The organism is Pelagibius sp. 7325 (assembly GCF_037652055.1).
Classification (GTDB): domain Bacteria; phylum Pseudomonadota; class Alphaproteobacteria; order Kiloniellales; family Kiloniellaceae; genus Pelagibius.
The window spans coordinates 28,071-50,633 of the sequence record NZ_JBBKAH010000007.1; the positions used below are offsets into that span (position 1 = coordinate 28,071).

General features: G+C 65.3%; 24 protein-coding genes and 2 pseudogenes. 16 read left to right on the forward strand and 10 right to left on the reverse strand.

The features are described from left to right. Positions 1-37: 37 nt before the first annotated feature. The gene (locus tag WDC82_RS16915) at positions 38-913 is read left to right on the forward strand and encodes a phytanoyl-CoA dioxygenase family protein (RefSeq protein ID WP_340118541.1); all 876 of its coding nucleotides are present in this window, start codon (positions 38-40) and stop codon (positions 911-913) included. Between the two features lie 22 nt (positions 914-935). On the opposite strand, the gene WDC82_RS16920 is transcribed toward WDC82_RS16915, so the two are convergent. From WDC82_RS16920 to WDC82_RS16940, 5 genes are all read right to left on the reverse strand, one after another. Next, the gene (locus WDC82_RS16920; protein ID WP_340118542.1) at positions 936-1,655 is read right to left on the reverse strand and encodes a GntR family transcriptional regulator; all 720 of its coding nucleotides are present in this window, start codon (positions 1,653-1,655) and stop codon (positions 936-938) included. Between the two features lie 162 nt (positions 1,656-1,817). Then, positions 1,818-3,143, reverse strand: a complete 1,326-nt coding sequence (locus WDC82_RS16925) for a GNAT family protein (protein ID WP_340118543.1) — start codon at positions 3,141-3,143, stop codon at positions 1,818-1,820. 165 nt (positions 3,144-3,308) lie between these two features. Next, positions 3,309-3,788, reverse strand: coding sequence for a PAS domain-containing protein (locus tag WDC82_RS16930; protein WP_340118544.1), 480 nt, complete (start codon positions 3,786-3,788; stop codon positions 3,309-3,311). A gap of 276 nt (positions 3,789-4,064) precedes the next feature. Then, positions 4,065-4,469 carry a GFA family protein gene (locus WDC82_RS16935; protein ID WP_340118545.1) on the reverse strand — a complete coding sequence of 135 codons (405 nt, stop codon included), beginning with the start codon at positions 4,467-4,469 and terminating at the stop codon, positions 4,065-4,067. 28 nt (positions 4,470-4,497) lie between these two features. Beyond that, complete coding sequence (locus tag WDC82_RS16940; protein ID WP_340118546.1) at positions 4,498-5,007, reverse strand: c-type cytochrome; 510 nt, start codon at positions 5,005-5,007, stop codon at positions 4,498-4,500. Between the two features lie 140 nt (positions 5,008-5,147). On the opposite strand from WDC82_RS16940, the gene WDC82_RS16945 reads away from it, so the two are divergent. Further along, the gene (locus WDC82_RS16945) at positions 5,148-5,600 is read left to right on the forward strand and encodes an META domain-containing protein (RefSeq protein WP_340118547.1); all 453 of its coding nucleotides are present in this window, start codon (positions 5,148-5,150) and stop codon (positions 5,598-5,600) included. Between the two features lie 14 nt (positions 5,601-5,614). On the opposite strand, the gene WDC82_RS16950 is transcribed toward WDC82_RS16945, so the two are convergent. Together WDC82_RS16950 and WDC82_RS16955 are read right to left on the reverse strand one after the other, a co-directional pair. Further along, positions 5,615-6,538, reverse strand: coding sequence for a ChaN family lipoprotein (locus WDC82_RS16950; RefSeq protein ID WP_340118548.1), 924 nt, complete (start codon positions 6,536-6,538; stop codon positions 5,615-5,617). Positions 6,539-6,671: 133 nt separating this feature from the next. Further along, positions 6,672-6,950, reverse strand: coding sequence for a DUF6356 family protein (locus WDC82_RS16955; RefSeq protein WP_340118549.1), 279 nt, complete (start codon positions 6,948-6,950; stop codon positions 6,672-6,674). Positions 6,951-7,084: 134 nt separating this feature from the next. On the opposite strand from WDC82_RS16955, the gene WDC82_RS16960 reads away from it, so the two are divergent. Further along, positions 7,085-7,546 (forward strand): Lrp/AsnC family transcriptional regulator, encoded by a 462-nt coding sequence (locus tag WDC82_RS16960; protein ID WP_340118550.1) that lies wholly within the window; start codon positions 7,085-7,087, stop codon positions 7,544-7,546. A gap of 6 nt (positions 7,547-7,552) precedes the next feature. On the opposite strand, the gene WDC82_RS16965 is transcribed toward WDC82_RS16960, so the two are convergent. The 3 genes from WDC82_RS16965 to WDC82_RS16975 form a co-directional block, all read right to left on the reverse strand. Further along, complete coding sequence (locus WDC82_RS16965) at positions 7,553-8,104, reverse strand: hypothetical protein (protein WP_340118551.1); 552 nt, start codon at positions 8,102-8,104, stop codon at positions 7,553-7,555. 118 nt (positions 8,105-8,222) lie between these two features. Then, positions 8,223-9,197: an agmatinase gene (gene speB / locus WDC82_RS16970; RefSeq protein WP_340118552.1), complete on the reverse strand. Its 975-nt coding sequence runs from the start codon at positions 9,195-9,197 to the stop codon at positions 8,223-8,225. A 56-nt stretch (positions 9,198-9,253) separates the two neighbouring features. Beyond that, positions 9,254-9,718, reverse strand: a complete 465-nt coding sequence (locus WDC82_RS16975; protein WP_340118553.1) for a hypothetical protein — start codon at positions 9,716-9,718, stop codon at positions 9,254-9,256. Between the two features lie 224 nt (positions 9,719-9,942). On the opposite strand from WDC82_RS16975, the gene WDC82_RS16980 reads away from it, so the two are divergent. From WDC82_RS16980 to WDC82_RS17035, 13 genes and pseudogenes are all read left to right on the forward strand, one after another. After that, positions 9,943-10,416, forward strand: a complete 474-nt coding sequence (locus WDC82_RS16980; RefSeq protein ID WP_340118554.1) for a DsrE family protein — start codon at positions 9,943-9,945, stop codon at positions 10,414-10,416. Positions 10,417-10,429: 13 nt separating this feature from the next. Beyond that, the gene (locus WDC82_RS16985; protein WP_340118555.1) at positions 10,430-11,377 is read left to right on the forward strand and encodes an MBL fold metallo-hydrolase; all 948 of its coding nucleotides are present in this window, start codon (positions 10,430-10,432) and stop codon (positions 11,375-11,377) included. Positions 11,378-11,915: 538 nt separating this feature from the next. Continuing rightward, positions 11,916-13,364: pseudogene (locus tag WDC82_RS16990) on the forward strand (ABC transporter ATP-binding protein); the annotation flags it as partial. Positions 13,365-14,042: 678 nt separating this feature from the next. Then, on the forward strand, positions 14,043-14,909 hold the full coding sequence (locus tag WDC82_RS16995; RefSeq protein WP_340118557.1) for a transposase: 867 nt from the start codon (positions 14,043-14,045) through the stop codon (positions 14,907-14,909). Positions 14,910-14,990: 81 nt separating this feature from the next. Beyond that, complete coding sequence (locus WDC82_RS17000) at positions 14,991-15,209, forward strand: hypothetical protein (protein WP_340118558.1); 219 nt, start codon at positions 14,991-14,993, stop codon at positions 15,207-15,209. A 331-nt stretch (positions 15,210-15,540) separates the two neighbouring features. Further along, a pseudogene (locus WDC82_RS25205) lies at positions 15,541-15,609 on the forward strand (hypothetical protein); the annotation flags it as partial. A 9-nt stretch (positions 15,610-15,618) separates the two neighbouring features. Further along, the gene (locus WDC82_RS17005) at positions 15,619-16,059 is read left to right on the forward strand and encodes a hypothetical protein (RefSeq protein ID WP_340118559.1); all 441 of its coding nucleotides are present in this window, start codon (positions 15,619-15,621) and stop codon (positions 16,057-16,059) included. A gap of 274 nt (positions 16,060-16,333) precedes the next feature. Next, positions 16,334-16,831 (forward strand): hypothetical protein, encoded by a 498-nt coding sequence (locus WDC82_RS17010; RefSeq protein WP_340118560.1) that lies wholly within the window; start codon positions 16,334-16,336, stop codon positions 16,829-16,831. A 222-nt stretch (positions 16,832-17,053) separates the two neighbouring features. Beyond that, a complete protein-coding gene (locus WDC82_RS17015; protein WP_340118561.1) occupies positions 17,054-17,629 on the forward strand; it encodes a DUF3305 domain-containing protein in 576 nt (191 codons plus the stop codon). A 6-nt stretch (positions 17,630-17,635) separates the two neighbouring features. Further along, positions 17,636-18,400: a DUF3306 domain-containing protein gene (locus tag WDC82_RS17020; RefSeq protein ID WP_340118562.1), complete on the forward strand. Its 765-nt coding sequence runs from the start codon at positions 17,636-17,638 to the stop codon at positions 18,398-18,400. 301 nt (positions 18,401-18,701) lie between these two features. Beyond that, complete coding sequence (locus WDC82_RS17025; RefSeq protein WP_340118607.1) at positions 18,702-19,298, forward strand: molecular chaperone TorD family protein; 597 nt, start codon at positions 18,702-18,704, stop codon at positions 19,296-19,298. A gap of 122 nt (positions 19,299-19,420) precedes the next feature. Next, a complete protein-coding gene (locus WDC82_RS17030) occupies positions 19,421-19,618 on the forward strand; it encodes a formate dehydrogenase (RefSeq protein ID WP_340118563.1) in 198 nt (65 codons plus the stop codon). Positions 19,619-19,692: 74 nt separating this feature from the next. Beyond that, the gene (locus WDC82_RS17035; RefSeq protein ID WP_340118564.1) at positions 19,693-22,560 is read left to right on the forward strand and encodes a formate dehydrogenase subunit alpha; all 2,868 of its coding nucleotides are present in this window, start codon (positions 19,693-19,695) and stop codon (positions 22,558-22,560) included. Positions 22,561-22,563 lie beyond the last annotated feature (3 nt).

The following is a 22,563-nucleotide window of genomic DNA, read 5'->3' on the forward strand; positions in this document are numbered from 1 at the left end:
GTATATGCTGAGCGCTCTGTTGAGGGAGCTTTTGGCCATGGCCGAAGTGTTGAGCGAGGACCAGGTCCAGTCTTACCGGGACAACGGTTATCTCCTGCTGGAAAAGCGCGTTCCCGACGATCTGATCGGCCGGGTGCGCGCGGAGATCGCGCGCTTCGTCGAAGAAGCGCGCGGCATGACCGTGTCGAACGACCGCCTCGACCTGGAGGACAGCCATACGCCGGAGGCGCCGCGCGTCAGGCGCATCAAGCTGCCGCACAGGCTCTCGCCGGTCTTCGACGAGCTGCTGCGCTCCGACTGGATCCTGGCGCCGGTGCGCGATCTCATCGGCCCCGGCCTGCGCCTGCACACCTCCAAGCTGAACATGAAATCGGCTGGCTACGGCGCCGCGGTGGAATGGCATCAGGACTGGGCCTTCTACCCCCACACCAACGACGACATCCTGGCGGTCGGTGTCATCATCGACGACATGGACGTCGAGAACGGCCCGCTGATGGTATTCCCCGGCAGCCACAGGGGGCCGGTCTACGATCACCATGCCGGCGGCTACTTCGCCGGTGCGATCAATCTGGCCGCCAACGGCCTCGACACCCGCGAAGCGGTGACGCTGACCGGGCCGGCCGGCTCGATCTCGCTGCACCACGTGCGCGCGGTCCACGGCTCGGCGCCGAACCTGTCGCCGCGCGACCGCCGCATGCTGTTTCTCGAGATCACCGCGGCGGACGCCTTTCCGGTCCATGGGTCGATGTCGTCCTTCGAGAGCCTAGCGGAGTACGACAAGCGCCTGCTCTGCGGCACGCCGACCATCACGCCTCGGGTCGCCGAGGTTCCCGTTCGCCTGCCGCAGCCGCAGCCGCCGACGGTCGGCTCGATCTATGAGATCCAGAAGGCGATGACGGCGCGGAACTTCTGATCCGCTCGTTGCGGCGCGAACTTCAGAAATAGCCGGGGTGCTTGGCGACGATCTGGTCGATTGCCCGCAGGGTGCCGGACAGGTGCTTGCGCACCGCCTTGCGCGCCGCCTCCTCGTGGCCGCCGTCGATGGCGGTGAGGATCTCGCGGTGGTCGGCCAGGATGGCCTGGCCCTTGCCGGGCGACGGCAGGTGGAGCTGGCGCAGGCGGTCGAGGTGGCCGCTGCGCGTGCGGATCAGGTCCCACAGCCCGCCGTGGCCGGAGGCCGCGGCGAGGCTGGCATGGAACTGGCGATCGAGGTGGATGAAGCCGCCGAGGTCGCCGCGCGCGATGGCCTCGCGCTGCTGATCGAGCAGCCGGCGCGCCGGCGCCAGCTTCATCTTGTCGCCATCGAGCGCCAGGGCGCGGGCGACCTCCAGTTCGATGGCGGTGCGCAGGAATTGGGTTTCCTTGGCATCGGCGACGTCGATGCGGGCGACCAGGGTCTTCGACTGCGGATAGATCTCGACAAGACCTTCCTGCTCCAGCTTCAGGATGGCGTCGCGGATCGGCGTCTGGCTGACCCGGTAGAACTCGGTGAGGGCGGGGCGCGACAGCCCGGTGCCCGGTTTCAGATCCAGCCCGATGATGCGCTCGCGCAAGTCGTCGTAGATCTGCTGCGCGGCCAGCCGTTTGCGGTCGATGGCAAAAGGCGTGGCTTGCAGGACTTGGAGGAAGGGATCGCGGGCCTGACTTTGGGACATGAAACCTGTGGATATCGCCAAGTGCTGAATTCTATTCGCTTATCATAGAACCGCGCGGCCACCAAGATACTAATATATTAGTCTGCGGCAAGCGACCCCAGTCCTGCCCGGCCAAGCCAGGCCAGGCCAGGGGAGCAAGGGGGGCAGAAGAAGAAGGTGCCCTCAGTTCGCGGCGGTGCTGCTGCCGGGCACGTCATGTTCCAAGCCGGTTTCCGCCGCTGGCACTGGCACGTCGTCCTTGTTCGCGGCGCTGGCGCTTTCGTTCAGCGTGACGGGCGACATGCCGCCGCTCTCCAGCGGCACGCGGCCGCCGATGCCCAGCAGTTCGCGGGCCATATCCAGGCTCGGCACGCCGGCATCGGGCTGGCGCGCCAGGCTGATGGCGGCGGGGGCTTCCGCTGCCTGCTCGTCGATGAGGTGGCGCAGCTCGCTGCCCAGCCGTTCGGCACGCTGCCAGTCATTGGAGATGTTGGCGAGCAGGCGCTGGGCACCTTCGTCGTGCAGCTTGATACCCTCGAAGTAGGGGGCCTCGAAGTTGCGGTACATGATGGCGGCGTGCTGGCCGCCTTCCAGGTAGCCCGGCAGCAGGCCGCTGCAGGCATAGCCCCAGCCGCGCAGCAGCTCCACCGCGGCGGCGCCTTCGGCATTGCCCAGATTGATCAGCACCTGGAAGCTGCGCCGGCCGTTCGCCTCGGCCGCCGCCTCGTGATCGCCGACCAGGCTCCAGAAGTCGAAGCCTGCACGACGCACCAGCAGGCGGGCCATGTCGAAGCGCGGCATGTCCATCAGCTCACTCACCGTGGCGCGGCGGTCCAGGCCGGTCGCCAGCGTGATCTGGCGCTGTCCGCCGATCGCGGCGCCTTCCAGCAGGCGCGTGAACCACACGGCATAGGAGGGCGGCAGATGGCAGGGCAGGTAGTCGTGCTGCCCGTAGTCGAGGTACTGCACCAGCGTGGCGGCCGCGCCGCCGTGGCCTTCACGGGTCAGCATGCGCTGCGGCACGTAGTCGACCTCCATGCCGACATCACGAAAGCCGCGCCGCGCCACCACCTTCTGCGAAACGATATGATTGGTCAGCGAGATACCATAGACGGCGTGCGCGCCGAGGTCGTCGCGCGCGAAGTCGAGCGCGCGGTCGATCATGCGCACGAAGATGCCGGACTTGCGGTGCTCCGGGGTCACGATGCCCTGGCACAACTCCACCAGGCCGCGGTTTGGCGCCGAGAAGGCGAGGGCGATATGTCCGGCGATGTCGCCCTGGCCGTCGCGGGCGATGAAGGAGATCTGCTCGCCTGAAGCGATCAGCGCCTTGAAGGCTTCGGGGTCGTAGACCACCGAACTCAGATAGTCGCGGCCGTAGACCGAGGTGAAGGCGCGTGGGATATCGGCCGCGTCCCGGGCGGTGAAGCCGGCGATGGTGTAGCCGTCCGCTTCCCGCGACAGCGCAGGCTGCCATAGCCCTTTTTTGACACAGGATGAATACGACATGGCAACCCAGCCCCCCGAAAGTTCGTCGCGTGCGGGCGCGAGCCCCCCGAATGCACGCAACTAGAGCTTCTAGGTTACTTGGGTTGAATTAAAATAAAATTGAATCTATTAGATTAAACAATTTATTTACTTAACATCATCGTAACGTCTATGAAAATTTTACTATTAGGTGAATATTTTCTTACCATCACTGTCGAAGAACTGCGCGAAACCCAGGATCCGCTCGGTCTTCTGTGGCTGGCCGAAAGGCAGCAGGATGCGCTCGAAGCAGACTTCCGAGCCGCGCTCGCGCCAGGTCATCTTGTCGACGTCATAGACGGGCACCTGCTGGCGCAGGCAGCGGTCATAGCTGCCCAGCAGGTCGTTGCGGCTTTCGAAGGGGATCAGTTCGCCAACCCGCATGCCGGTGGCCTCAAAGCCATAGAGTTCCCGGTACACGGTCCCGGCCAGGCGGACCCGCAGATCGTCGATCGTGCCGCCCTCCAGGATGAACACCCGCGAGAGATAGTGAAAGAAATCAAGAGGATCCAGCACGTCGCAGGACGGCAAGGCGGCATCTCCCTTGAGCTTAAGCCAATAGTCGCAGAAGTACCGGACTTCCGCGCAGGCCGTCTCGGGGATGCCTTCCAGCGCAAAGCTTACCAAGTCGCCCCACTTTCCCTGGCGAAGGCAAGATTGCCATGTTGCATTGTACTTCTCCGCCCGAAAACCAGCACCGCTTTCACCCTGTACCCGAGCTGCAAAACAAAGAACGCGCTGAAAAGCAAAGAAATTCATGCCGAAAAATGGTTAATACTCTGCCAAGGCCGAGTTCACTCGCCAAGCAATTACTTTTCGACTGCGCTGAAGCACGGCGATAGTGCGGAAAGCGTCGTCGGCGCGTCATCGGGACAGGTCCAAGGTCTGGCGGACCGGCGGCCGTCAGGGCGCTGCGTCGCCGGCGGGATGGCGCGGCAGGTCGTCCTTCACGTCGAACCACGAGAGCCGCTCGTCGCAGTGCACGTGGCTTTGCGGTGCGTAGGCTTCAGGGTTCTCCAGGCTGGCGGCGTAGAGATGGATCTCGCCGGGGAAGCGATCCGACTGGTAGGCCATCGGCGTGCCGCAGTCCGCACAAAACGAGCGCCTGACGCCGGGCGAAGAATGATAAACCTTCGGTGCCGCCCCGGTGTAGCGGAAGGTCTCGCAAGGCACCCCCAGGAAGGCGGTCACCGGCGAGGCGGTATTGCGCCGGCAGCTTTCGCAATGGCAATAGGCGCGCCAGTTCTCCGGGCCGCTGTACTCATAGCGCACCGATCCACAAAGACAGCGGCCCCGCGTTACCGTCATCGCGCGGTTTCCTCCCGACGGACCACGGTCAGCGCGCCATGTAGTCGGGATCCAGTTCCTGGTAGACCTCGTCGACCATCCAGTCGCGGATTACCTCGGGGATGTCCTTGTCGCTGAACCGGCTCTGAACGTCCGGGTCGGCGGCGAAGGCGGCCAGATTGGCCAGGTCGTCGCCGGTCAGCTCGATCTGGTACCCCAGCTCCATTTCCTGCAGCAGGATCATGGTCGGAGCGCCGCGCCACATGCGTGCGGCAAATTCGAAGACGTCGAAGTAGGGCATCTCGCTGTCGGCATCGAGGGCGGGCGCGGCCTTGCCGCCGACGCCGTTGACCTGATGACAGACCACGCAACCCTTGCCGACGAAGAGTTTCAGCCCCTCCTCGGCGCTGGCCAGCGGAACGACCATCTTTCGCTTCTCCGCCATGGCACCCGTGTCCTGGGCGGCGAGGGGGCCCGCGACGACGCCCGCGGCGATCGCAAGCGATGCGGCGAGAGCCAGGCGCAGACCGGTGGAACGGTCGGGAAAAGCAGCAGGCATGGGAAGAATCCTTTCTGGGGAAAAAGCGCTAGACCCAGCGAAGACAGTGGTAGCATTGCAGAGCGAGTCGGGGATAGCCTGATTGCCCGATGGTGCCCCCAAGGGCGTGGCAGAGTGCGAGCTGTAGAGGAAACGTTGACGTGACGGGGATCAATCCGGCGTTGCCGCGCCTTGCCCGCCTGCTGATCGCAGTCTCCACTTTGTCCCTTGCCGCCTGTTCACTGGTGGAAGAGGAAACCGACGTGCAGGCGGAGCGCCTCTACGGCACGACCTGGATTGCCGAAGAAGTCGGCGGCGAAGCCGTGGCTGCCGGCGTCGAGCCCAGCCTGCTGGTAGAATCCGACGGCAAGGTCAGCGGCAACGGCGGCTGCAACGGCTACTTCGGGTCAGTTATCATCGACGGCGAGGCGATGTCCTTCGGCAACCTCGGCGCCACCCGCCGGGCTTGTCCGGAACCGGTGATGAGCCAGGAGGACCGCCTGTTGCGTGCCCTCGATGGCACGCGCGGCTATCGCCTGCAGGACGGCAGCCTGATGCTGCTCGACGGGGCCGGGGCCACGCTCGTGCGCTTGCGCAACGGTGCCGGCGCCTGACGTAACGCGATGCGCTAGCCGGACTTGGCGCTAAAATCCGCGCAGGGATCCTCGTCGTCGACGCGCGCAGTGAACCAGACATAGTCGAAAAGCCGAGGATCAAAAGCGGAGTAGGCATTTGGCTCTTCGCGGCCGGCGATCACCTCGACCATCGCGACGGTCACGCTGTCGCCCGGCAGGAACCAGGGCACCGCGCGGTCCTCGCGCACATGGCCGGCGCCGGCAATGAGGATCGCCGCCTCGGCGCCGCCCTCGGGCGCCACTGCCTTGCGCATGCTGTTGGCCATCCAGGCATCCCACAAGCGCTGCACCCGGGCCATCGGAGCGAGGGCCGTCTGCGGCAGCGCGCCGCAATGGCTGTCCTGCATTTCTTCCTGTACCGCGGCCTCCACGTCCGCCGGATAGCGGCGTGTCCAATCGAGACGTTCGGCGAGGTCCGGCGCCAGTTGACCGTCCTTCGAGACAGCGCGCACCATCTGCCGCGAGGGCTTGCCTGGTAGCATCGGCAGGCCATGGCGCAACGCCGCCTCGGCGATCGGTTGGTACTCGGCCCACGCCGGCCAGCCGCGTGCTTCCCAGGCGAGGGCGTCACCCAGGGCGACGGCGCCGTCCGGGCGTGCGTCGCGCAGGATCGTCGTGTGCTCCGGCTCGGCCATCTCCCACACCACCGCCACGCGGCGCCCCGCACGGCCCAGGGCGTCGACCACGCGGGCCTGCAGGCGATGGTGCTCGGCGTTGTCGTGCTTTTCGCCGACCAGCACCCAGCGCGCAGCGGCTGCTTCGGCGAACAGGGCGTTCTCCTCAACGGCGAGACCGCTGCGGGTGTCCCACAGGGTGGCGTTGAGCGGGTGATCGTGCAGCAGGGTGGCGGGGGCGGCCGCGGCGGGGCCGCTGCCGAGGACGGCGATGAGCGCGACGAGGCAAAGGGAACGGCGCAAGACGGGCTATCGCCTCCTTGAGTATCGGTTGCCTTCCTTAGATCGTGGCAAGCGCCCTGCGGTCAAGGAGAACTGGGCGGTCAAGGAGAACTGGGCGGTCAAGGAGAACCGGACCACCGGTCCGGCGGAGCACTCAGGCGGTCGCTTCGCGCCGCTCGCCCTGCGCCGGGGTCACGTTGGAAGCCGCCGTGGCCACGGCCTGGCGGTGACGGTTCACCACCATGCGGTCGTGCAACTGGGTGATCGCGCGGCTACCGGTCTTCTCGAACAGGAAGGGCAGCAGGGCATGCACCAGACAGGCCAGGGAGGCCAGCATCATGCGCCAGGAAAAACCCCAGGCCGAGGCCAGGTGCTGCCAGTAGGTCTCCCCGACGGTGGCCGGATGGTCGGTAAAGGGATTGTGGACGGACACCTGCGGGCTCTCCTTGCTGAAGTGGCAAGCCATGATAGCCCGGCGGAGTGGAAATAGGATTGCAATCTTGCTTCTTAATGACCAATATCTGGAAAAATTTAGCTAATAAAACTAACAAAATGGAAAATTATTCCATGGATGAGATTGATCGGAGAATCCTTCGGGTCCTGCAGGTCGCGGCAGACCTGCCTGTGGCCGAGATCGCCGAGAAGGTGGGTCTGTCCGCCTCGCCCTGCTGGCGGCGCATTCAGAAGCTGGAGGCGGAGGGGGTGATCGAGCGCCGCGTGGCGCTGCTCGATCCGGAGAAGATGAATGTCGGCGTGACGGTCTTCGTTGCGATCCGTACCAGCCAGCACGACGAACAATGGCTGCGCGACTTCGCCGAGCGGGTGACGCGCATTCCGGAGGTGGTGGAACTCTACCGCATGAGCGGCGAGATCGACTACATGATGCGCGTGGTGGTGCCGGACATCAAAGCCTATGACACGGTCTACAAGCGGCTGATCGCCGCCGTGCCGCTGTTCGACGTCAGTTCCAGCTTCGCGATGGAGACGCTGAAGTACACCACAGCCCTGCCGGTCGACTACGCGACCTAGGCGAGTCTATTCCGGCAGCGCGAAGCCGGTGTCGACCTTGCGGATCTGGTAGCGGTTGCCGTTCACGTAGTGCTCGTACTCGAAAACCGCGGTGTCCAGCTTCAGGATCTTGTAGGCGTCGTAGAGCTCGCCGTTGCGCGTATCGGCCTTCAGGAACATGCCGTCGTCGACCCAGCCTTTGGTCGAGAGGAAGTAGACCGGGCCGGAGATGCCCCACTCGCCGACTTCGATCTGCTCGCGGTAGCTGCCGTCCTCTTCGTAGAAGCGGAAGGTGATGCGGAACACACCGTCGGGAAAGGCATCGACGATCCAGCGCTTGGCGCCTCCGTCGGTCTTGGCCATCTCGCCGTACCAGCGGCCGACGAAGATCTCGCGCGGCGACTTCGCCATCGCCAGGCTCTCGTCGATCTGGCCGTTGGCGATCTCGGCGTTGCCGACGGCGGCGCGCACCTGCTGTGCCCCCATGAGCAGCAGCAGCGCCATGAGAACGGTGATGACGACGCCGAGCAGTGCACTCTGCCGGCGGCCCGATGCGGCGACGGCGCGCGCCCGGGCCACTGGCTTCCTGTTCCTCGTATGCCTGTCCATTTTCGCCCCTTTTTCATGAGACGGCCGGCCCAGGAGGGCATGGCCGTTAACCATTCCCTTGAAATTATTAAATATTTTAAGCGAATTTTTACCGTTTGGCGACGGTTTCCGCGAGCAGGCAGAGAATCTCATACATAAGCGTTGCGCCGACCAGTGCGGTCGAGCCCGAGGGGTCGAACGGCGGGGAAACTTCGACGACATCGGCGCCGACAAGGTTAACGCCGCGCAGGCCACGCAGCATGCGCTGGGCTTCGTGCGTGCTGTAGCCGCCGATCTCCGGCGTCCCGGTGCCCGGCGCGTAGACGGGATCGAGGCCGTCGACATCAAAGGAGATGTAGGTCGGTTCGTCGCCGACCACCCGCCGCGCCTCGGCGATCACCGCCTCGACCCCGAGGTCGAAGTACTCCTCGATGGTGATGACGCGGATGCCCTGTTCGCGGCCCCAGTCCATGTCTTTGGCCGTATAGAGCGAGCCGCGGATGCCGATCTGCACCGTGCGCCGGGGATCGAGCAGGCCTTCCTCGATGGCGCGGCGAAAGGGCGTGCCGTGGGTCAGCTTGTGTTCTCCGAAGTAGCGGTCGTTGGTATCGGTGTGTGCGTCGAAATGCACCATGCCGACGGGGCGGTGCTTGGCGATGGCGCGCATGATCGGCAGCGTGATCAAGTGGTCGCCGCCGGCCGACAGCGGAATGACACCGGCCTTGTGCACTTCGGCATAGAACGCCTCGATGAGGGCGATGGACTCGTTGAGATCGATGGGATTCGACGGCGTGTCGCCGATGTCTGCGCAGTTGGCGATTTCAAACGGTGCGATGCCCAAGACATGATGCACGTTGCGCATCAGCGTCGAGAGGTCGCGCATCTGCCGCGGTCCGTGGCGCGCGCCGGCGCGGTTGGTGGTGCCACCGTCCCACGGCACGCCGATCAGCCCGATGTCGACCTCGCCGATGTCGGCCAGGTCCTCCAGCGGCACGTGAGGCAGGCGCATGAAGGTGGCGATGCCGGCAAAGCGCGGCAGCACGAAGCCGGAGACCGGCCGATAGGAAGGCGGCTTGTTGGCCATGATGTCGTCGTCGTCCTGATCGATGAAGCGGAAGCGGCCGCGCTAAAGGTGTCCGGTCATGACGACAACGTCTCGCCCCGCGTGCGAAGCTCCGCACAAGTGCCGTCCGTGACGTCGGAACGCACCATCAAGTCGTCATCGCGGTCACGGAAACTGAAACGGAAGACGACGCCCTTTGCCATCCAGTAAGTCGCTTTGGGATCGGCGCAGCTGTGCTTCACCAGCACGGCGCTGGTGAACTGCGCGACGAATGCGGCCTTGGCGGCATCGTCACGCAGATACTTGAAAGTGAGATCGATGACCGTGTCGTAGGCAGCCACGGTGACGTCCATCGCCGCGTTGTCGGGAAGGTCGGCGAGCCGCTGCTGATAGGCGGCGACCTGCTCGTTAAGATAGGCGGCCAGTTCGCCGTCGACGCCCTCGATCTGCCGCGGCGCGGGATTTCCGCCGGTCGCACAGCCGGCCAGAACCAGCGCGAGGGCGCAGGCCAGGGCAGGGCGGAGGGCAAAACGGCAGGCCATGGCGCCACCTCGATCGTTCGGGTCCAGCGATCAGTCTAGGGCACCCGGCCCGCTGCGTGCCAGCGCCGCCTTTCGGGGGCCATAAGGCCCCGTCCGTCATTCTTATGCTAACATTTGAATACTCGAATATGTTATCGTGATCAAGATACGGCCCTGCCTGGACTGCGCCAGCCGCGATCCCGGCAGCGGTGAAGAACAAATAACAAAACAGCGAGGAAATCCCCATGATCAGACTCTTCCCGACTTTCGTCCTCGCCCTCGGACTCGCTTTGAGCGGGTGGCTGCTGGCCGGACCGGCATTGCAGGGCACCGAAGCGTTCGCCGCGGAGCCAGTTCACAAAGTCGCAGTGCACGTCAATGAGAACGATCCGCAGCGCATGAACATGGCTCTCAATAACGTGCAGAACATGCAGTCCTTCTATGAATCGGCCGGCCAGAAGGTGGAGATCGAAGTGGTCGCCTATGGTCCCGGCCTGCACATGCTGCGCGCCGACACCTCGCCGGTGAAGAATCGCATCTCGGCCATGTCGCTGGAGATCGAGGGCCTGACATTTTCGGCCTGCGCCAACACACTGCAGGGCATGGCGAAGAACGAAGGCAAAGACATCACGCTACTCTCGGAGTCGCGGACGGTGCCTTCCGGTGTCGTGCGGCTGGTGGAGTTGCAGGAAGGCGGCTACGCCTACGTCAGACCGTAGGAGGTTTGGGAGAATGCGCGCTTTGATTCCTGCCGCAATGCTGATGATTGCGGCCACGCCCTGCGCCGCCAGCGAGGACATTCCCGACCAGTATCCGCAGTCGGCGCTCTACAGCAAGCCGGTGGAGGTGATCCCCGACGTCTGGTCGGCGATCGGCGCCACGGCGCCGCCGGGCTACGACAATTCCGGGCACAACAACAATCTCTCCTTCATCGTCACCGGCGATGGCGTGGTCGTGGTCAACGGCGGCGGCTGCTATCTGCTGGCCAAGGCGCTGCATGAAGAGATCAATCAGATCACCGACGAGCCGGTGAAGCTGGTGATCAACGAGAACGGCCAGGGCCACGCCATGCTCGGCAACGCCTACTGGGCGGAGCAGGGCGTCCCGATCCTCGCCCATGTCGATGCCGCGGCAGAGTTTGAGGAGCGCGGTGCCCAGAGCCTCGCGCAGATGCAGGCCTTCAATAAAGAGAAGGCCGCCGGCACGGTGGTGCAAGGACCAACCGACACCTTCGAGGATGAGCGCATCGTCGAGATGGGCCGCTTCCGCATTGAGGTGAAGAATCTCGGCCCCGCCCATTCACCGGGCGATATCGCCGTCTGGCTGCCGGAGCCGCGCCTGGTGATTGCCGGCGACATGGCGTTTCACGAACGCATGCTGCCGATCTTCGAGGACACCGACACCGCTGCCTGGCTGGAAAGCTGGGAGAACTTCGAGGCGCTGGGCGCGGTCTACGTGATTCCCGGCCACGGCCACCCGACGAACATGGACCAGGTGCGCCGCTACACCAAGGACTACCTCCTCTACCTGCGCGGCAAGATCGGCGAACTGACCGATGCCGGCGGCGGCCTGGAAGACGCCTTCTACGTCGACCAGTCACCCTACGCCCGGCTCGACACCTTCGACGAACTGGCCAAGCGCAACGCCGGGCGCGTCTTCGAGCAGATGGAATTCGAATAGGCGCTTCAGCATCGGGCAGCGTGCCGGGAGAAGCGCGCGGCTGCAGGTGCAATGATGCAGGTGCAATGACATTGTCACTTTCCAACTGTGGCGTGTTGTGGCACAAAGCTCGTCCACGGCCCGCTCCTGGGCCGCTGCGCCGCAACGAGAGGGAACGCGAATGCCAAGCGCTGCTTATCGCAATTTCGTTTCCCAGGCGATCCGCCCACCGAATTAGGTCGGTGACGGTTCGGCCCGGGACCTAGACCGGGCCGCCGGATTCTTCCTCCGAACATTTGCTGCCGCCGGTTCGCCGCAACGCGATAAGTGTGTTCGTCGTGCGCGCGCACCACCCTCCGCAGCTTTCCGGCCACTCGGTCAAGACCACCCCGCGGTGTCCGCCGACGCCGCTTCCCTTTCTCCCAAGGAGAGGGCACCGATACGCGCCTTTAGGATCGGCGCGTGGTGCGGACAAGAGATGAATGACGTTCGTTTTCGTGCGGTAGCCGGCTTCGTTCTCGGCTACTGGTGGCGCAGCCGCTGGCTGGTGAGCGCCGCAATGGTGCTGATTCTGCTGGCGACGGTCTGCGACGTGTTCCTGCCGCTGCTGGCCGGAAGCCTGATCGACTCCCTGGTCGCGGCCGCTTCGGCCCCGCAGCCGTCTGAGGTGCGGCGTGCCTTTGTCGCCCTCGCGGCGGTGCTCGCGGTGACCGCCGGGTTCCACCTGTTCCGCGAGCTGTCCTACCGCTTCTGGATTCCCTTGGCGACGTTGACCATGCGCCGCATGGCCTGCGACGCCTTCATGCGGGTGCAGCGCTTCAACGCGGACTGGCACGCCAACGCCTTCGCCGGCGCCACGGTGCGCAAGATCTCGCGCGGCATTTGGGCCTACGATGACTTCGCAGACATCGTCTATCATGGCTTTCTGCCGGCGGCGGTGATCGTCGTCGGCATCACCACCAGTCTGATGCTCCACTGGCCGCTGATCGGACTCTTCGTGCTGGGCGCGGTCGCCGCCTATGTCGGCGTCGGCGTGGTGCTGGCGGTACGCTACATCTCGCCTGCCAACGTGGTGATGAACGCGGCCGATGCGGAGATGGGCGGCGCGCTGGCCGATGCCGTAAGCTGCAACGCCACGATCAAGGCCTTCGGCGCCGAGGACCGCGAGGACGGCCGCTTCTTCGCCGTCGCCGATCGCTGGCGGCAGCTGGCGCGACACGCCTGGACGCGGGAGATCAACGGCAGCGCAGCGCAGTCCGTCATGGCGCTGTTGCTGCTGGGCGGCCTGCTGACGCTCACCCTCTGGTACTGGGCGAGGGGAGAGGCCTCGCCGGGCGACGTTACCTTCGTGCTGACGAGCTACTTCGTCATCAACGGATACCTGCGCCAGATCGGCGAGTATGTGCGCACTCTGCAGCAGGCGGTGAACGAGTTGCAGGATCTCGTGCGGTTTCAGCAGCGCAAGCCCCTGATCGTCGAGCGGCCGGATGCCACGGCGCTGCGGGCCGGCCGTGGATGCATCGAGCTCGACCGGGTGACCTTCACCTACGGCAACCAGAGCCGGCCCATCTATGCGGATTTCTCGCTGCAGATTGCCGCGGGTGAGCGCGTCGCTCTGGTCGGGCCCTCGGGCAGCGGCAAGTCGACTTTCGTGAAACTGCTGCAGCGGCTCTACGACGTCGATGACGGGCGCATCCTGATCGACGGTCAGGAGATCGCGGGCGTCACGCTGGAAAGCCTGCGCCGAGCCATCGCCGTGGTGCCGCAGGACCCGGCCCTGTTCCACCGCTCGCTGGCGGAGAACATCGCCTATGGCCGGCCGGAGGCGTCATTCGAAGCGGTGGTCGCGGCGGCCAAGCGTGCCCACGCGCACGACTTCATCCTACGGCTGCCGCAAGGCTACGAAACCCTGGTGGGGGAAAGGGGGGTGAAGCTTTCCGGCGGCGAGCGCCAGCGGGTCGCCATCGCCCGCGCCTTTCTGGCCGATGCGCCGGTTCTGGTGCTCGACGAAGCGACCAGCAGCCTGGACTCGATCACCGAGGCGGAAATCCAGGACGCCATCGAAGGGCTGATGGAAGGGCGCACGACCATCGTCATTGCCCACCGTCTTTCCACGGTGCGCAGTGCCGACCGCATTCTGGTCTTCGAGGCGGGTGCCATCGTCGAGCAGGGCAGCCACGCGGAGCTGCTGGCACGCGCGGACGGTCGTTTCCGGGCGCTCCACGCCATCCAGCTGGCCGGCCTGGCGAGCGACGCTGACCCCGGCAGGGCGGGGCGGAGGCCGGGACCGGAAGTGAGGACGGCGCGGAAACCCGCCGGTTAGAAGCGATCGAAACAATTTTTCCGGCGTTACGACATGCACCAGAAACATGGCGTGGCTAGTTTCGCTCGCATTGACCTGCCCCGTTCCGGAGGGCTACCCCATCTCCCAGCGCTCCGGAACACCAGGGATCACCCAGTCCCTGGATTGGCGGGGCATCGGACTCGATCCGGTGCCCCGCCGCCCTTGCGCGGATCCCGTTCTTGGCAGATCCCGTTCTTGGCCAATCCCGTTCTTCACGGCTCCTCTTGAACTGCGCCGCCGTCCTCCGGCGCCGGCGGGCGGCTGGTTCCTGGCCGCGGCCTCTTTTTGCTCAAAAAAGGGTCAGGTCTTGGAATTTGCGGCAACTGCCGTTAAGGTTCCGCCATGGCACGTCCCCTTCGCCTCGAACTGCCCGGTGCGGCCTATCACGTGACCTCCTTCGGGAACGGCGGGCAGCTGGCGTTCCGGCTGCCTGAGGACTCGGCCCGGTTTCTCGAGTTTCTCGGCGAGGTGTGCCGCCGCTTCGACTGGGCCTGCTGGGCCTATTGCCTGCTGCCGGACCGCTATCACCTGGTGGTCGAGACCCGGCAGGCGACCCTGGCGCGCGGCATGCGCCAGCTGAACGGCCGCTATACCCAGGATTTCAATCGCCGCCACGGCGTCGGCGGTCACGTATTCCAGGGGCGCTACCGGGCGGTGATGGTGGAAAGCCCGGATTTCATGGCGGCGGTCTGCCGTGACACGGTTCGCCAGCCGCTGGCCCGCGGCCTGGCGGACGACCCGCTGGCCTGGCGCTGGAGCAGCCACCGGTCGGTGGCCGGCCGGCTGCCGCCGGGCCGCCCGGCGCCGGACTGGCTCGCGGTCGACGCCCTGCTGGCGCTGCACGGCGGCGACCCGGCCCGCTATGCCGACGACGTATCCGCGACGGATCGCGAGGCGGTATGGGACCACCTGCGCCACCAGGTCTTTCTCGGGTCGGAGGCGTTCGTCACGGCGATGCGCGAGCGGGCCAAGGCGGAGGCCGCCGGGCGCGGCAACCTGGCCGAGATCCCGAAAGCCCAGTGGCAGGCGCCGCCGCCACCGCTCGAAACCTTCGCTGCCGAAGCGGCCAGCCGCGACGAGGCGATGGCCCGGGCCTACTTGAGCGGCGCCTATAGCCAGGTCAGCATTGCCCGGCATTTTGCGGTACACTACAGCACCGTCAGCCGCGCGGTACGCCGTTTCGAAAAGACCCTTGAACCGGCGGGCTGAAACGTCATCTTGGATGGCGAGGCGCGGCCGGCAGAAGAGCCGGAGAAGGGCGGGTAAAAGAGGAGGAGCGCGGTGCCCCTGTTGCGTAGACTGTTGATCGGTGCCGCCCGGCGCATCGCCGCCAACCCGGAAGTCCAGGCGCGCGCCGCCGATTCCTACGAGACGGCGGTGAAGCCGCGCCTGCAAGCGGCCGGCGATGAGCTGCGCGACCTTGCCCGTGAGAGCGATCCGCTGCGCGATCCCGCCGGCTTTGCCCGCCGCCTGGGCGCGCGCATCCGCGACGTCAACAAGCGCGACTGATCCGGACCTCCGCGGGGCGTCGCGATCGAGCCTTCACGGCCGACTTTTATTGGGCCGAATTTCATTGGGCCGGATTTCATTGGGCCGGATTTCATTGGGCCGGATTTCATTGGGCCGGATTTCATTGGGATGTCACGAAGGAATCATGGCAGGCCTTTTGGGCTTTGCTAACGCCTGGTGATATACTTGCCATTTTCGATTTGCCGTTCGCCGCTGCGAGTGGCAGGTAACACCCGGCCGCTTCCAGTGGCCCGTCACGCGATTTAGGAGACCGGGAATCTCAACCGGGTTCACAGAGGCCGAGCGCCAGCGTTTTCACAATCTGCTGCAGCTGGCGGCGGAAAGCCCCTTCGAGGGCGAGCGCGCCAATGCGCTGGCGGCTGCCACACGGCTGGCCGGGCGATACGGTATGACGCTCGACGAGGCGGCGGCCGGCGGCGGCGTCAAGGAGGATCGTCCGCGCGGCCGCGCACGCGACGAGTACCCGGACTACGGGCCACGCAGCGACGACTTCATGTCCGACGACCTCGGCTTCCGGCCGCAGTCGCTCGATCGCTTCGCTCGCGCCATGCACCTGATGGACAACTACATCCTGAGCGACAAGGTGCGCCGCGAAGAGGCGTTGCGCGCCGCGCAGCAGCGCGGACTGGATGCCGAGGAACTGCGCAAGGCGGTCACGGCAAGCGTCACCCAGCGCAAGTCGACGCGCCAGCGGCGCATGAATCCGGACCGACATGCCGCCACGCTGCTGCGCGAGACCTCGCTGTCGTTCCGCGAGATCTCCAACATCACCGGCCTCGACATCTACGCGGTGGTTGGGCTGAAGCTGAAGCTGCGGGCGTCCAGCTAGTCGGCGGTGTTACCGCGACTTCTTCTAAAATTGAACATTCCCCGCCACGCCGGAAGCGCTGCTTTCGGCACTTTTTCCGCCGTCGATTTGCCTCAAGTTCCCGCTATCTGTGACAAACCCGGAGCCTCCGAGGCGCGGTAAGATTTGCGAAAGCCTGAATCTTTCAAACTGTTCCTTGCGAGAGTACGAACCGGAAAGGGCCGCCGCGCGAACGGCAGAACAGGTCCTCCGGATATGCGATGTAAATACTTCAGGCGAGGACAAAGATATGGGCATGTTGAACAACAAGAAGAAGAAGCGATTCAGCCAGAAAGGCCGGCTGAAGAAGCGCGCCTTCGCGGCGCTGGTTGCGATGGCGACGATCGGCACCTCGGTGAGTGCGGCTCACTCGCTGGTGCTGCCGATGCTGATCGATGACGACATCGAGCAGCGCGCGGCGACGGCGTTCACCTATCAGAACCAGGTTTCGGCGGCGTTGGCGCAGACCATCGTCGAGGCCGAGACGCATGACCTGCCGCTGCTTGACGCGCTCTATACCGTCGAGGAGCAGCTTAACGAAGCCTGCGGCCCGCTCCAGGAGGCCGGTCGCCGTCACATCGAGGGCGAGGAACTCGGCAGCCTGCTGCAGTTCGCCGTCTTCAACGCGATGGACGGCTGCGAGGCCAAGAGCGAGGAGGTCGCCTATTACGTGCGGCTGGCGCGCTCCTACTCGGCGAAGATGGCCGGTGCCGAGGCGCTGCTCGACGCTCCGGTGAAGACGGCCTGGGAGTAACTTCCCCGGCAGACCGGACGCCATGATCGGCGCCCCCGTCTCAGGGGGCGCTGGTCAAGGGGCGGCCGAAGCTCTACCCTCTGCGATGCCGTGTGGCCGCCCATGGAAGCGGGGGCGGCCGACGGCCTTGCGCCCTCGCGTTTTCGGGCTATGTAGTTCGCAGGGCGCAGGCGGCTTCCGGCAAGGTGATTGCCGGGTTGGACGGGCAGGATTGCAGAGGTTATGGAGAAGAACGAGACCATGCCGCTTGGCGTGGTAATCGAGCGGCGGCGGATCGACCACCCCTGGAAGGATCATTCCTGGCGGCCTGTGGCGGTGATACCGGGCGCGCCGGCGCTGGATCCGCAGGGGCCCTGGACGCTGCTGCGCGAAGGCGATGGCTGGATCCAGTTTCATGCCGGCACCTTGGCGCTCAACCTGTTCCGCTCGGAGACCGAAGCCTACCGCGTCAATCTCGCGCAGGAGCCGCCCGGCATTTTCGTTGTGCTGCGCAACAACGACGACCGCGCCATCGATCACGAGTTGATCCCCTATCTCGTCACCGCCGATCCCTTCGAGGCGCAGCACTATCTCGACAGCGGCGAGGAGACCGTCGAAGTGATCACCATGCCGCCGGAGGTGCTGGCGCTGGTGAGCGACTTTGTCGCCGCGCATCATGTCGAAGAGGTTTTCGTGAAGCGCCGCCGCAAAGGCACCAAGGGCAAGGACGAACCGTTCAGCCGTCGGGCGCCTGTCGACCGCCCACCGCTGGGACGCGCCAACGGCAGGCGCAACGGCGCGGCCGGCGGGGAAAGCTGAGGCGGCATGGTCACGCGCAGGCGACAGCACGGCAGCGGACAAGGTAGCGGCGGACAAGCCGACGGCGACGACAAGGGCTTCCTCTCCCGCTGGTCGGAGCGCAAGCGGGCGGCGGAGGCCGGCACGCTGCCGGAGGAGGCGGAAGCGGGCAGCGAGGCCGCCAAGGCCGATGCGGCTCCCGCACAGCAGGTGCCCGGCGCCGATGCCGAAAGCACGGTTCCCGCCGAACTGCCCGACATCGACACTCTGGAGGCGGGCGCCGACTTCTCGGTCTTCATGAAGCAGGGCGTGCCGGCAGTCCTGCAACGCCGCGCCCTGCGCAAGCTGTGGCAGGTCGATCCGGTGTTCAACGAGATCTGCATGCTGGACGACTACAACCTCGACTACACCGACGCGGCGATGGTGGTGCCCAATCTGAAAACCTCCTACCAGGTCGGTCGCGGCATGGTCCTGCCTGAGGAACTGGAGGCTGAACTGAAAGCGGCGGCGGAGCAGGCCGAGCGGTCGGATGCTGAGGCGGTCGGCACTGAAGAAGCTGCCGCGCTGCCGGCCCCGGAAGGGCCGGAAGAGGAGGGTGCCGACGTCGCGGCTGCGGAAAGCTCTGAAGCCCAGCCGGCCAGCTCGCCGTCGGTGCCGCGCCGGGCGCCACGCAAGCCGGGCACCCCCCTGGTCAAGCCCGCCCCGACTCCGACCCCCGGCAGCGCCCATCCGGCCAGCAGCGGAACCGTCCGTTCGGCCCGTGGGCGCCGCTGGGGCGATACCGACAGCTGAGAGCATCTTCAGGTTGTTTTCGGTTTGCCGACTGTGGTGCGTTTTTATGCATTTCCTGCCGAAATTTCCCGCCATTGTTCACCCCGCCTGCTTGTGCGCCGCAACATGCGATTAAGTTGACAGTTGTGACGCAAAGGGGGTCTAATTCGAACGGTTCTAAGGAAAAACCCTGGTGAAATCAGGGATATAACAATAGCAGAGGTGGTCAGGCGGGGTTTCGGCGGTACCGATCGGTACAGCCTGCAGGCACGCCATCGACGATCTCCTGCTGAGGTTAAGGAGAGTGTCGCGCTTGGGTAGTATGGCGGCGCAAAGCCAGATATCCGAAGAGGACCAGCTGCGGGCCGGGTGGTACGCACTGCTGGCGCAGCTGTTGTCGCGCGAGCCGAGCGAGGCGCTGCTGCAGATGATGCGGGGCCTGCAGGGCGACGAGTCCGAACTGGGCCGAGGCATCAAGGCGCTGGCGGCGGCGGCGCGCGGTACGTCGGCCGAAACCGCAAAGCAGGAATACTTCGATCTCTTCGTTGGCCTCGGCCAGGGCGAGCTGCTGCCCTATGCCTCCTACTATCTGACCGGCTTTCTCAACGAGAAGCCCCTGGCACGGCTGCGCGGCGACATGGCCCGGCTCCACATTGCGCGGGCCGACGACGTCAGCGAGCCGGAAGACCATATCGCCGCGCTCTGCGAGATGATGGCGGGACTGATCACCGGCAGCTTCGGCCGGCCGGCCGAGCTCGCCGAGCAGCGCGCGTTCTTCGATACCCATATCGGCTGTTGGGCGCCGCGGTTCTTCGAGGACCTGCAGGCCGCGCAGTCGGCCGTTCTCTACATGCCTGTTGGAACCATCGGCCGTCTGTTCATGGCGATCGAGGCGCAGGCTTTCGAAATGGCGGCCTAGCGCCAGCGCTGCTTGCACCGGCTCTCGGGCCGGGGAGGGGCGTGACGGAAGTACGCGACGGGTCCTAGGCCGATGTGTCGCAACAGGTAAGGTCACCACGTTAGCAAAGGAGGGTGGACCGAATGAGTAAGAAGGAAGAGATCAATGCGGGTCGCCGCGACTTCTTCAAGAAGGCCGGCCTTGGTGCCGGTGCCGCGGCCGCCGTTGCCGTGACAGCGTCCCACGCGGGTGCTGTCGAGGCTGCCTCGCCGACGTCGAAGGGGTCCGGTTACACGGAAACCGACCACGTGCGGAAGTACTACGAGCTCGCCCGGTTCTGAACCGGGCCGTTCGGTTTTCTCGATCGGAGGACCGGTAAGGTCCTCTTTGACAACCGACTCTAAGGGAGAGGTCAATGCTTACCAAAAGGACGAATGGGGTTGCGAATGGCCCCCGTTTGTCAAAGGCGGTAGCCGGCATTGCTGGTGGCGCCATTGACCGCCGTAGCTTCCTGAAGCGATCCGGATTGACCGCCGGCGGCATCGCCGCGGCATCGATCCCGCTCGGGATGGTGAAAAAGGCCGAAGCGGCCACTGCGGCGACAGGCGAAGTGAAGATCGTCAAATCCGTGTGTACCCACTGCTCGGTGGGCTGCACGGTAATGGCAGAGGTGCAGAACGGCGTCTGGATCGGGCAGGAGCCCGGCTGGGACAGCCCCTTCAACCTCGGCTCTCACTGCGCCAAGGGCGCCTCGGTGCGCGAGCACGCGCACGGCGAACGCCGCCTGAAGCATCCGACCAAGATGGTCGACGGCAAGTGGACCAAGATCTCCTGGGAGCAGGCGATCGACGAAATCGGCGATAAGATGCTGGAGATCTACGAGAAATCCGGCCCCGATTCCGTTTACTGGCTGGGCTCGGCCAAGCACTCCAACGAGCAGGCCTATCTCTTCCGCAAGTTCTACGCGTTCTGGGGCTCCAACAACGGCGACCACCAGGCGCGCATCTGTCACTCGACCACGGTCGCGGGTGTTGCCAACACCTGGGGCTATGGCGCGATGACCAACAGCTACAACGACATCCACAATTCGCGCGCCATTTTCCTGATCGGCGGCAATCCCGCGGAAGCGCACCCGGTCTCTATGCAGCACATGCTGAAGGCCAAGGAACAGAACAACGCGCCCTTCATCGTCTGCGACCCGCGCTTCACGCGCACGGCCGCGCATGCCGATGAATACGTGCGGTTCCGTCCCGGCACCGACGTCGCGCTGATCTGGGGCATCCTCTGGCATGTCTTCGAGAACGGCTGGGAGGACAAGGAGTTCATCCGCCAGCGCGTCTGGGGCATGGACCAGATCAAGGCCGAGGTCGCCAAGTGGTCGCCTGAAGAGGTCGAGCGGGTCACCGGCGTGCCGGGCTCGCAGCTGAAGCGCGTCGCGCGGACGCTGGCCAACAACCGGCCCTTCACCATCATCTGGTGCATGGGCGGTACCCAGCACACCAACGGCAACAACAACACGCGCGCCTACTGCGTCCTCGGTCTTGCCCTCGGCACGATCGGCGTCGCCGGCGGCGGTGCGAACATCTACCGCGGCCACGATAACGTGCAGGGCGCCACCGATCTGGGCGTGCTGAACGACACGCTGCCCGGCTACTACGGCCTCGCGGCCGGGTCCTGGCAGCACTGGGCCCGCGTTTGGGACGTCGACTACGAGTGGCTGAAGAGCCGCTTCGCCAGCAAGGACCTGATGGAAATGGCCGGCACGCCGGTCTCGCGCTGGTTCGATCTGGCACTCGAAGCCAAGGAGAACATCGACCAGCCCGACAATCTGAGGGCCATGGTCTTCTGGGGTCACGCGCCGAACTCGCAGACGCGCCTGCCCGACATGAAGAAGGCGATGGAAAAGCTCGACCTGCTGGTCGTCGTCGATCCCTATCCGACCATGACCGCGGTCATGCAGGATCGCCAGAACGGCACCTACCTGCTGCCGGCGGCGACGCAGTTCGAGACCTATGGCTCGGTCACCGCGTCCAACCGCTCGCTGCAGTGGCGTGAGAAGATCTTCGAGCCGCTCTTCGAAGCCAAGCCAGACCACGAGATCATCTATCTCTTCGCCAAGAAGTTCGGCTTCGCCGACCAGATGTTCAAGAACATCAAGGTCGAGAACGACGAGCCGCTGGTCGAGGACATCACCCGCGAGTTCAATCGCGGCATGTGGACCATCGGCTACACCGGCCAGTCGCCGGAGCGCATGCGGACCCACATGGAGAACCAGCATACCTTCGACAAGACCACCCTGCTGGCCCGTGGCGGGCCCGCCGACGGGGACTACTACGGTCTGCCGTGGCCGTGCTGGGGTACGCCGGAGATGAACCATCCCGGCACGCCGATCCTCTACGACACCTCCAAGCCGGTGGCCGAGGGCGGTCTCTGTTTCCGCGCCCGTTTTGGTGTGGAACGCGACGGCGACAACCTGCTGGCCGAAGGCTCCTACAACGTCGGCTCGGAGATCGAGGACGGTTATCCCGAGTTCACCATGGCCATGCTGCAGAAGCTTGGCTGGGACAAGGACCTGACCGACGACGAGCGTAAGGCGATCGACGCGGTGGCCGGCGAGAAGACCAACTGGAAAACCGACCTGTCCGGCGGCATCCAGCGGGTCGCTATCGAGCACGGCTGCGCGCCCTTCGGCAATGCCAAGGCACGTTGTGTGGTGTGGAACTTCCCGGATCCGGTGCCGCTGCACCGCGAGCCGCTCTACACGCCACGCCGCGACCTCGTGGCCGACTACCCGACCTACGACGATCGCCGGAACCACCGCCTGCCGGTGCTCTACAAGTCGATCCAGGACAAGGACTTCTCGGGCGACTATCCCACCATCCTCACCTCCGGCCGTCTGGTCGAGTACGAGGGCGGTGGCGACGAGACCCGTTCCAACCCCTGGCTCGCCGAGCTTCAGCAGGACATGTTCGTGGAGATCAATCCGGTCGACGCCAACAATTCGGGCGTGCGCGACGGCGGGATGGTCTGGGTGCATGGTCCGGAAGGCGCCAAGGTCAAGGTGAAGGCGCTGGTCACCGAACGTGTGGCCAGCGGCGTTGCCTTCATGCCGTTCCACTTCGGTGGCCACTGGCAGGGCGAGGACCAGCGTCACAAGTACCCGGCGGGAGCCGATCCCTACGTCCTGGGCGAGGCGACCAATACGGCGCAGACCTATGGCTACGACGTGGTGACCGGCATGCAGGAAACCAAGTGCACGCTCTGCCGGATCGAACCGGCGTAAGGG